Source organism: Staphylococcus sp. CWZ226 (assembly GCF_018986355.1).
Lineage (GTDB): Bacteria > Bacillota > Bacilli > Staphylococcales > Staphylococcaceae > Staphylococcus > Staphylococcus simulans.
Genome location: NZ_JAHMSB010000007.1, coordinates 69407 through 81102, shown reverse-complemented (window position 1 = coordinate 81102; position 11696 = coordinate 69407). Strand labels below are relative to the sequence as shown.

The 11696-nt window shown below is 31.9% G+C and carries 10 protein-coding genes; 1 reads left to right on the top strand and 9 read right to left on the bottom strand.

From position 1 onward, the window contains the following. Positions 1 to 183: 183 nt before the first annotated feature. Positions 184 to 1482 carry a UbiA prenyltransferase family protein gene (locus KRR19_RS07405; protein WP_002480165.1) on the top strand — a complete coding sequence of 433 codons (1299 nt, stop codon included), beginning with the start codon at positions 184 to 186 and terminating at the stop codon, positions 1480 to 1482. A gap of 185 nt (positions 1483 to 1667) precedes the next feature. Here the strand turns inward: KRR19_RS07405 and KRR19_RS07400 are convergent, their stop codons facing one another. From KRR19_RS07400 to KRR19_RS07360, 9 genes are all read right to left on the bottom strand, one after another. Continuing rightward, entirely contained in the window at positions 1668 to 2246 is a 579-nt protein-coding gene (locus KRR19_RS07400; protein WP_002480166.1) for a DUF805 domain-containing protein, read from the bottom strand. Between the two features lie 501 nt (positions 2247 to 2747). Then, positions 2748 to 4103, bottom strand: a complete 1356-nt coding sequence (locus KRR19_RS07395; protein ID WP_002480168.1) for a PTS ascorbate transporter subunit IIC — start codon at positions 4101 to 4103, stop codon at positions 2748 to 2750. 20 nt (positions 4104 to 4123) lie between these two features. Then, complete coding sequence (locus tag KRR19_RS07390; RefSeq protein ID WP_002480169.1) at positions 4124 to 4408, bottom strand: PTS sugar transporter subunit IIB; 285 nt, start codon at positions 4406 to 4408, stop codon at positions 4124 to 4126. 1 nt (position 4409) lies between these two features. After that, a complete protein-coding gene (locus tag KRR19_RS07385; protein WP_002480170.1) occupies positions 4410 to 4853 on the bottom strand; it encodes a PTS sugar transporter subunit IIA in 444 nt (147 codons plus the stop codon). Between the two features lie 3 nt (positions 4854 to 4856). After that, on the bottom strand, positions 4857 to 6797 hold the full coding sequence (locus tag KRR19_RS07380; RefSeq protein WP_002480171.1) for a BglG family transcription antiterminator: 1941 nt from the start codon (positions 6795 to 6797) through the stop codon (positions 4857 to 4859). A 145-nt stretch (positions 6798 to 6942) separates the two neighbouring features. Next, complete coding sequence (locus tag KRR19_RS07375; protein ID WP_037556117.1) at positions 6943 to 7719, bottom strand: hypothetical protein; 777 nt, start codon at positions 7717 to 7719, stop codon at positions 6943 to 6945. Positions 7720 to 7855: 136 nt separating this feature from the next. Then, entirely contained in the window at positions 7856 to 9103 is a 1248-nt protein-coding gene (locus KRR19_RS07370) for a restriction endonuclease subunit S (RefSeq protein ID WP_002480173.1), read from the bottom strand. Continuing rightward, positions 9096 to 10652 (bottom strand): type I restriction-modification system subunit M, encoded by a 1557-nt coding sequence (locus tag KRR19_RS07365; protein WP_216733561.1) that lies wholly within the window; start codon positions 10650 to 10652, stop codon positions 9096 to 9098. Before KRR19_RS07365 ends, KRR19_RS07370 begins: the two co-directional genes overlap by 8 nt. Then, positions 10652 to 11233, bottom strand: coding sequence for a restriction endonuclease subunit S (locus KRR19_RS07360; RefSeq protein WP_002480175.1), 582 nt, complete (start codon positions 11231 to 11233; stop codon positions 10652 to 10654). The genes KRR19_RS07365 and KRR19_RS07360 overlap by 1 nt, the downstream gene beginning before the upstream one ends. Positions 11234 to 11696 lie beyond the last annotated feature (463 nt).

Genomic DNA, 11696 nt, shown 5'->3' with positions numbered 1-11696 from the left:
TAACTAATAACAAACAAGAAACAACAGACTGATAACCACCGATAAAAACAATATTTTAAAAATTAAACTGAACACCGTCATATTTTTGTAGTAAAATAATACATATTAATATATTGACCGCTATGCATTTCCAAAAAATAGAAGTAAATGTTGCTGTCATGATTTGATCGGAGGAGTCATCTTATGAACAACAACTACAATAATATCTATGAATTTAATGAAAATAATAAGCAAAAGGACAAGATAGAGGTATTAAATAAGTTAAGCCGCATAGAATTACTAGACTTACTTCTATCTTATTTAAAGTTATCTAGTGAAAATAATATATTCAAAAAAGAACAGCACGAATTATTACTCAAAAACAATACTCAAAAACAAGAATTACTAACCAATTTAGACAACGTTTATAATTCGAAAAAAACAGAGCTGTATAGAGAATATATGGCAGCTCAAACTAAAAGCGAAGTAGACGCTGTCAAAGAACATCTTAGTCTACCAAAACAGTTGGTATTTGTACTCATGTATATTACAAGTATATTTATTTCTTTTATGATATTATACTTAATTTTCGATTTTAGTGCTGTTCAATCAGATATCGCAAAGCATGGATTGATTATCAGCATAGCTAACGTCATTGCTATCTCAACTATAATAATGTCTTCTAAAATAACAGATGACATTAGAAGAGATTTCATACGTATGATTTGTTTGTTTTTTAGTTTCTGTATCCCTGTATTTACTGCATATTTATATAGAGAAGCTATTTTTAGTTCATTCACTTCTACACTTTCAACATACTATTATTACTTTGTTTCATTAATTGTTTCATTGGCAGTCGGGTTGATTATTTTATCTTTACAACATGTTATCTTTTTTACCAAAGATAATTACAATGTAAAACCCGATATCAATAAAGATAAAAATAAAACATACGACTTTTTTTCAGATACCTCTCTTAAACAAAGGTTAGGTATCGATAAACAAGAAAAGTTAATAATAGAAAATCATCGCTTGTTTGAACAAAAAATAAAAGATAAAACTAAAGAGTATGACATCATGACTAACAGTTACTTAAATATATTAAAATCCTATATTCCATCTTCATTTATTGATAAGCAATCTTTATTTTTAATAATTAAAGCACTAAAAGATGGATACGCCAGAAATTGGCAAGAAGCTATTATATGGGCCCGTGAAGAAAGCAGACATGCTGAAACACAAGAAAATTTAAACATTATATTTAACTCTATAGAAAGAACTAAAGAAAAAATAACGGAATACCAAAAAGAAATAAAGGCACAACACGAGATCCAAATGACTTTTATGAAAGATATCAACCAAAATCTTCTTATTAATACTGATGCTTTAAACACAATGCAAAAAGATCTCGATTCAAAGTTCAAAAAACTTCATAGACAAAACAATAGTATAATCAGTGATGTCAGTTATATTCAATTTCAAAATTTATTTTTAAGAAAATAGTAACAATTTACAACTTTAATATGATAAAAAAGACAATAAACCAGTAAATGATAAAGAACAAGCAAAGATTGAACAATTCCTAAACCAAGAAAACATTTATATTATGGCATTTGAAAAATTAAAAATATCGTAAATAAAATCCACCTCCATCACTTTTAAGAAGCATTTGAGGTGGATTTCTTGTTTTATAACGTCTTTGAAAATGACTTAACTTCTTGTTTCTCTTCAGGCTTTGGTTCAACTTTATCTTTACGATATTTATTATTCACAACTTTGCTTGGTAACAATGTAATTACAAAGCAATAGATACCTAATCCAAGTGTAACCGGTATAAATGAAATATGAATAATAAGCATAATTACTGTAATAAAGTTTGGATGACCTGTACCAAACTGATTGAATGTTAAATCCGGAAGATATGGAATAGTCATTGACATAACCACAAAAAGAATCGGGATGAACATTGATTTTCCATTATCATGAAATCGTCTTACTAATAAAGAAAGTAAAGGAATAAATAAGACAAAAGAAAGAATAAACGTAAACATTGTCAGAATGAACATACCTGCCATTCCCGCAAAATACATCATTCCAGAGACATACCCTAGAAAACTGAAAAAGCCACCTATTGTAATTGGTGTAGTTAAGATAGCTACCCATGCGATCGTGTACCAATATTCTTGCCTTGATGTACATCCTTTAAAATTAAAATAGTTTTTCCAAAATAACCCGAAACACTGACCAAAACTTGCTTGTTCTCTCATGCTGCACCGTCCCTATTTGATTTGGTTATAACAACCACTTTATTATACTAAAGAAAGTTGAATTAAATCTATGTAATTTTGAAAAAGTTACTATAAAAAGCCAGATAAACTAAAGTCATAATAATAATGAAATCGATAAAGCTATACTTCGTGTCAGAAACAAGAAGGATGTTTTTAACTATATAGTTATCCTTAGTATACGGATAATGTTTCAAAAATTTGGAAACAACTATATACAGGTACTTAACAACCACATAGATCAAACTTACTACAACCAACAGCAATAAGAACCTCAACATAAATATCTTCCTCGTTAGTAATATTTATAAAACCTTATTATGTACTCATTATCAAAATATCATATTATTTTATAATAATATTAAATATATCTTGTTTGTCATTTTTTATTCTTTCTTTTTCCGTTTTCTAAGGGCTCTCTATTTATTATTAAATATAAAGAACCAGCTACTCTACTCTGAATAGCTGGTTCTTAAAATTATGTTATTTGCTTTCCGCTTTTTTATTTGCTCTACCTTGTAAGATAAATGCTGCAGCACCAATGACTACAATCGCAATGATAGCGCCAATTAGCCCTAAGAATTTAACGATATTACCAAAGACAATACCTACAACTAAGAAGTCTGTATCTGAGAATGTTGTTGCAGCTACGCCTAAATCTCCTAGGAACGGTAAGAACAGTAATGGTAAGAATGTGATTAATAAACCATTAATGACTGCCCCTGCAACTGCACCTTTAATACCACCTCGTGCGTTACCGAATACACCTGCTGTAGCACCTAAGAAGAAGTGAGGAACTACACCTGGTAAGATAACTACACCACCAATTAGGAACATGATGAACATACCTAATACACCAGTGATGAAACTTACGAAGAACCCAATTAATACTGCGTTTTGTGCATATGGGAAGACAATCGGACAGTCTAAAGCTGGTTTAGAGTTCGGTACCAATTTCTCTGAAATTCCTTTGAATGCAGGTACAATTTCAGCCAAGATTAAACGTACACCAGTTAAGATGATGAATACACCTGCTGCGAATGTTACACCTTGGATTAATGAGAATACAATAAAGCTTTGACCATCACTGATTTCACTATGTACATAACCAGGTCCCGCAAACAGACAAGCGATAATGTACAATGCAATCATTGTTAATGAAATACTGATAGTACTTTCACGTAAGAAACTTAACCCTTTAGGGAATTTAATATCTTCCGTTGATTTAGATTTACCACTAAACAATTTACCTACAGCACCTGCTGCCCAGTAACTAATAGAACCAAAGTGTCCTAATGCGACTTGATCATTACCTGTAATCTTACGCATTGTCGGTTGAAGCAATGCTGGGAAGACTGCCATAATTAAACCTAAAATGATAGCCCCAATAATTACTGTTAATGAACCTTTAATATGACCTACTGTAAGTAAGATTGCTAAGAATGCTGCCATATAGAATGTATGGTGACCTGTTAAGAAAATGTATTTCAAGTTAGTGAAACGTGCAATTAAGATGTTCACTAACATACCACATACCATGATTAATGCAGCTGTTGTACCATAGTCTTTTAATGCTAATGAAATAATCGCTTCGTTATTTGGTACGACCCCTTGTACACCAAAAGCATGTTGGAAAATCTTACCGAATGGTTCTAATGATTTTACTACAACATCTGCACCAGCACTTAAGATTAAGAAACCTAAAATTGTCTTAATTGTACCTGTAGTAATTTGTGAAGCGGATTTCTTTTGAACAATTAAACCTACCAGTGCAATAAGCGCAACAAGAATTGCAGGTTGACTGAGTATATCGACAATAAAATCTAAGATCGCTTGCATGGCTTATCCCTCCCCTTCAATTAGATAAGGTTATCTTCTTTTAATTTAGCTTCTAATTTTTCTTGTAATTCATCTTTATCAAGAATGTTATCCAGTACTAACACGTTACCTAAACGTTCTGCGTTTTCTTCTAAGTCACGGCCGCAGATAAATAAGTCAGCCATATCAGGGCTAGCTGTCATAATGTCACTGTGTTCAACTTCAATATCTGATGGTGCATTAATATTTCTTAACGCCTCTTGTGCGTTCATTTCTACCATGAAACTACTACCTAATCCGTGTCCGCATACTACTAAAATTTTCATCTTAATCATTCTCCTTTATAATTTCGATAATTTCGTCGCTATTTTTTGATGCTAATAATTGATTTACAACTTCTTTATTACCTAAGAGACCTGCTAAACTTTGTAAGACATTTAAGTGTGATGTATTATCTGTCGCACTTAATACAAAGATTAATGAGGCGTAGTGACTATCTTCAGCAAAATTGATAGATTCATTTAACTTCAGTAGGCTTAAACCTACTTTATTCACATTATCTTCTGGTCTCGCATGCGCAATCGCAATCTCTGGCGCAATCACAATGTAAGGTCCAAATTCTTTAACGCTGTCAATCATCGCGTCTATATAGCCTGTCTCGATGTAATCTTGTTCTAACAAAGGTTGTGCTGCTTCAGTAATAGCTTGAGACCAGTCTGGAACTTGGTCTTGCACTTTGATTTTATCTTTAGTCAAAATGTCGAGTGCCACGTGTTACTCCCCTTTCATACTCACTTGGTTAATATATTCATTTATTTCACTTACGTTTCCTTTTAGAAATGCTGCTTGAGAATCTTTGTTCATCAGTAATTCACTAAGTTGTCCTAATGCTTTTAAATGAACCTTAGGTGATTTCGTCGCTAAGGTAATAACTACATGCACTGGGTCATGATTTGGATTTCCAAATGTAATACCATGCTTAAAGTAGGTCAGCGCAAACCCTGCACCTTGTATCACTTGTTCTGTACTCGCATGTATCAATGCGATATGTGGACTAATCACCATGTATGAACCGAATTTTTCAAACTGCATTTTAATTTCTTTCGCATATGCTGGCTTTACAATGTCGTCTTCAACAAGTGATTGAACTGAGACATCAATCGCTTGTGATTTGTTTAATGACTCATTATTTATTGAAATACGATGCTTTGGTAGTAAAGCACGTAAGTCGTCACCCATCTCGTTCATCATCGCTATGCGTTGTTCTCTTGCTTGATTAATCATGTGATTCAGTTTATCTCGTGAATTTTTGTTTAGGAATGGATCCACGTGGATGACTGGAATGCTGTCGATATTAAAAGAAACTGTAGAGATGATGTAATCTACTTTTTCGTTTAATAGTTGTTGTTCGTTAATTTGATAAACTGAGTACGCATCTGCGATGTCTAGTTCTGGATAAGTATTGGCGAGTTTACTTTTGAGTAGCTGGGAGGTGCCGATACCTGAACCGCATAGTAGAACGACTTTAATTTTGTTGTTGTCGTGTGTTGAGACGCGCTCAATGCTAGATGCGAAGTGAATCGCGATGAAGGCGAGTTCGTCTTGGGAGAAGGTGATGTGAAGCGCTTCTTCCAAGATATCGATATGATTTTCTATCGCTTCTACAATATTTGGATAGCGTTGATATATTTCGTCTTTTAATGGATTCTTTTGAGTCATATCAAACTTCAAACGATGTATTGCTGGCTTCATATGGATCATTAAGTTGTTGAGTAGCTTATGATCGTTTGTTAAATCGATACATAATATGATGCTGACTTGTTTAATTAACTCTGTGACCCACGTTTGTAATTCAGAATTATTTCCTGGGTTATCATCATCTGAAACTTTTGAACCTAATAAATGTAATGTAATAAAAATGGCTTCTGATTTTGGAAACTCGATTTCAAATTCTTCTTCTAAGTTCTCTTTCATCTTTGTAGCAATTTCATATTGAGATGTTTGAGACAATCGTTTAACTTCATCTTCTGGAATATCAAAAGAGAAGTCTTCCTTTAAACGTTGCAAGGCAATTAACACATGATAGATCAGACCGTCGGTCGCTGATTGTACTAAGTGATAATGTTCATTCTTCAAAGTATCTACTACAGTTTGTCTCACTCTCATGAGTTCATCTTCAGAAAACAATCCAGAACGTGCAAAAGGAACAGCATTACGAAAATAAGCACGAACCTGATGCGCATATGCTTTACGGTAATCTTCTTCATGTCCCTGAATGTTAAAACCTTTATTCTTAATGTAGTTTAACTCCAAGTGGTAAGCATTTAACCATTCTTGAACGACCTTTAAGTCTTCAACGATTGTTCTTCTAGAAACATTAACCATTTCAGCCAATGTATTAGAAGAAATCGGTGTTTCAGACTCAAATAATTTCAAAGTAATATTTAAAACACGTTCTTCTTTTGTATAATGCACACATAATGTATGAGAAGCATCATCCAACAAATAATTATCTAATGCTTCAACCTTCACACCTGATGATTTATTACGATACACACGATAATTAAAACGATTTGCATGATCTTCAATACCTTCCAAATCATATTGGATAGTACGTTGAGATACATCAAACCGTTCAGCTAACTCCACAATCGTTTTATACTCATCTTCTTCAATCAGAAGACGCAACATATTCATTTGTCTATTACTCAACAAGTTAATAGCCTCCCTATATCTTTATTGTAAGCGATTTCTTAACTGTATAGATGTGCAATCTATTGCATGGAAAAATCCGAAAAATTGCACAGCAAAAAACGCTGAAATATATTCAGCGTTTATTAAATCGATACTCCTAAAAATGTCACTCATACTTTTCTTTTTCGTTCAATTGCTTAATAGTACTTATAATATGGAGCTTGTTGTGATACCTTACCACATTAATATTTTTAGCATTAATGACCATGATAACAATGAAAAAGCTAGTCAATAAAGATGGTAATAATTCCTTGATAAATTGTAAAAAAGAAGCATCTTTTAAATAGTATACAATTACGAACAATACTATAAATATAAATTTATTATACCATTTAAATTTAACTTTTCTATTATTCTTAACGTTTCTATTCAAATAATAAGCATAATATTTTAATCTATCTCCTTCTTTCAAATGAATGATTGAATGTTCTACTTTATTAAATTCTAATTCTTCCTTTTTACTATTTTTTAAAACATCCGAATTAACACTCGAATTGAAAGTAGAGTACTCTTCATAAACTTCCTTGAGGCCTTGTACTTTTATATATCCTTTATTTTCCTTAAGTAATCTATAATAGTTGTTATCTAAGTTTACAATCTTGAAGCTTTTATTTTTACACAATATATATATAAATTCGGAAAAATATATTCCAAGTGCAATTATCATCGTAACCGTTACAATCTGTATTTGAGATAGCATATATAGAAGAGGTAAGTACAGTGCTAGCTTAAAAACAGATTCTGACAATATGTTATTAAAGTTATCTATTGAATTTCTATTTGCTATAAAATAATTATATACACTTGCTATAACCGCAAAAATTACAGGCAAAAGAAACTTCAACATCTCCAAAAATAATTTATTATCTTGAAGATAGGCCAATTAATTTCACACACCTTTGTTATAGAAATTCATTAAAGCTTCATTTTACATTCTGAATACAAAATATTTTACAAAAGTATATTTTTATCACATTATAGAATTTATTATTATTTACCATTAAGCTTTTTCTTAACAGTTATAAATAGATTTGTTGTAAAAGTGATTTTTTCATATCTTGCATCCGCTGTGTTTTTTGGAGATTTTTCAAAATAATTCCATCTATTTTTTCAAAAAAACTACCTATTTTCACTTGTTCTTCAGTGCTTGGGACTGTTATTAATCCTGTTTCTAAATCTTTCTTAGACAAGTTACCTATTGATCCATTTCCACCTTGAACTTTAGTAATAATTCGTTGATACTCTGTTGTATACATCCATGTTTGTATAAATTTAGTGTTTTCTGCCTTCAAAGTATACATAAATCCACCAGCTACACTGTTATTACTCAACTTATTGATTAATGCATGTTTTCCAACTAATCTCGGGCTACCGTTAGCTGCTGTTATTAATATGTCTCCATTATTTACAAATGGTATTTTCACTATTTTGTCATCAACAAAAACATCATCATGGTGCATGTAAAATTTATTGTTAATTATGTTGGAGGATCTTAAAACTCTTACTCCATTACATCGAACATCTGATGGTTTATAAGTTAAACCTCTTGTTATTTTTGCAATTTCTCCTAATCTTTTCTCTTCCCACTCAGGATATTCATTCCCATTTTCATCTTTAAATCGTAATTCTTGAGAGAAAATCTTTTGCATATAACCCTTCTTCTGTTCTTCTAACAATGCTAATTTCTTTTCTTCCAGTTCAATTTGTCGATCTAGTTTGCTAAAGAAATCACCAATTCTTTTTTGTTCATTATATGAAGGGAAAACAATTTTAAAACTTTCAATATCTTTTTTTGTGATATTGGGGTCTTTTCTACTACTTGCAGCATATCGTCTCCATTTATTTACATTATGATTGAAGTAATATTGAAAGAAATATGAGTTGTGTTTTTGTTTTATATCCAATAAAGCTGATATAGCTTGATTAATTGTTGACTCAAATGTTAATAAACCCGTTCTTCCTATTTGATTAAAACCCCCATACATTGCAATTAAAATTGTGTTTTTAGGTAATACTTTTAAGTTCAACTCGTTGAGAGCCATTTTAGAAATTCGTTCTGAAACTGCATTTATCTCAGAATTGTTTAAATCCATAGTCTTAATCCACGGTATACCGTTGTCATCAAAATATTCTCTTTTTGAACGCAATGGTGTTGAACCAGATACAACTTTAAATTCTTCCTTTACTTTCTTTTCCTCCCACTCTCCACTAAACTCAGGAAAGCGTAGTTCAGGAACATTTGGTTTGTGTTGGTTTTGCTTACTCATGTTTATACACTCCCAATTCTTTTAAGTAGCCGTTGATTTCTTCTTCGAGTTGGGCTATTTCTTTATCGATGTCTGCGATATCTTTTTGGACTTGATCTAAGTCTACAGGTTCTTCTTCTTCGAATGTATCAACGTAACGTGGAATGTTTAGGTTATAGTCGTTTTCTTCGATTTCTTCAAGGGTAGCTTTGTGACTGAATTTATCTATTTCTTCTCTATTTCTGTATGTGTCTACAATTTTATCTACATCTTTATCTGAAAGATGATTTTGGTTTTTACCTTTTTCAAATGATTGAGATGCGTCAATGAATAAGACATCATCATCTGATTGACGACATTTTTTGAAAACTAAGATCGCTGTTGGAATACTTGTACCGAAGAATAAGTTCGCTGGTAAACCAATAACTGCGTCTAAATAGTTTTTCTCTTCAATTAAGTAACGACGAATCGTACCTTCAGCTGCACCACGGAATAACACACCATGCGGTAAGACAACAGCCATTGTACCTTTATCATCTAAGTGATAAATCATATGTTGAATAAACGCAAAATCCGCCTTAGATTTAGGTGCTAATTTACCATAGCTACTGAAACGCTCATCATCTAAGAACTTTTTATCCGCACTCCATTTAGCACTATATGGCGGGTTAGCCACAACCGCTTCAAACTTCTCTTTATTCGCAGCTGGATTTTCCAATGTATCTCCGTTTTCAATTTGGAAACGTGTATAGTTCACATCATGGAGTAACATGTTCATTCGTGCTAAGTTGAACGTCGTACTATTGAACTCTTGTCCATAATAATTACGCACATTAGCTTCGCGTCCAACACGTAATAATAATGAACCGGATCCACATGTTGGGTCATATACACTACGTAAGTCAGTCTTACCAGTTGTGACTATCTTAGCTAAAATCTTAGACACTTGTTGTGGCGTATAGAACTCTCCTGCTTTCTTACCTGCAGTCGCTGCAAATTGTCCTATTAAGTATTCATATGCATCACCTAACATATCGATTTCAATGTCATCATGCATAAATGGTAATTCCGCAATATTTTTTACTACTTTTGCGATTAAATCTGATTTTTCTTTAAATGTTCTTCCTAGTCTTGAAGATCTTAAATCCATGTCATCAAATAAGTTAATAAAATCATCATGACTATCTTCACCTTGGGTAGACTTCTCTACTTCTTGAATTGCTTCAGCTAGTTTGTCTAATTCAAATTGATTATTACGTGCATCTTTCACAAACTTACTAAATAAGAATTCAGGTTTCACAAAGAAACCAATACGGTCTGTTAAAGCGTCTTTAAGCACTTCACGATATTCATCGTTTTCCCATGCCTCTTCGTATGTAATATCATCTTCTCTAAGCAAGATATCTACTTGTTCTTCAGTTTTTTCAGATAAGAAGCGATAGAAGATTAAACCAAGGATATAATTTCTGAATTCACTCGCATCCATATTACCGCGTAAGTCATTCGCAATATCCCATAGTTTCTTTTGTAATTCAGCTGTTTGTTGACGTTGTTTTTCAGTCGTTGACATTAATGATTCCCCCTGAGTAATGTTTCTTTTAAATAACTATCCATTAGCTTTTCACGTTTTTGTTTTAAATATTTAAGTCGTCTTCTTTTTTCTGCAATGTCACCTATTAATTTTTGTCTTTTGTAAGGTGGTAAAGTGATTTTCATTTGTTGAAGTTGTTTAGCAGTAATTTTCTTAACTAAACTTCCGCCTTGTCTAAACAGATTCAGTTGTTTTAATGATTCCGGTGATTCGTTAAACCAATAAACAAAATACGCTGGATAAATCTTATTTCTATCTATCTCTATCTGCGTATAGTTATAAGGTAAGAGCGCACCTGAATGCTTGTGACTGATTAACACACATTCAGCATTCATCATATTAACTACAATCTGATTTTTATAGACATAGGTCGCATTATTATCTTCTTTCAAATATAAGGTTGTAGGTTGGTGTGATTCTGAAAGATAGTATCCTAAGTCATCATTCATCATACTTTGATCATAAACAATGCGACAGATACCTTCTGCCTTACCAACTGTCTTTAATCGGTTTAATAATGAACCGCTTCGATAATCCTCTATAAAATTAATGATATCCACCTCACTATTATGTATTTTTTCATTACTACATTAAATATAGCTCATTTATCTCGTATAGTAAAGCTGAAATACAAACGTTTGTTCTCATTATACCCTAAAATGTCTATTCTTTAAAATCGTCATAGCTTTTTACAATTCACCTAAGTTTTAACTGATTTTCTTTTTATATGCTACATTTATATTAATAATATTTTCTAATTTGAGTGTGTGAAGTTCTACTTGCTTTTATTACATCATGAAAGGTCGTGTGCATTTGAAAGCTATTGTGTGGATTATCAATATACTGAATTATCTTCTTTTAATCGGTTTGATTAGCATTTCTGTTTTTACTGATCATGTTTCAGAATGGGCCCAAATATTATTACATTATTTCTCACATTTACTTTAGCTTTGTTAGCTGCTTCGCTTGTGTTAAGTGTTCGTTTTAATAGAGATGATAGAATTAATAATTATTTTTATGTGA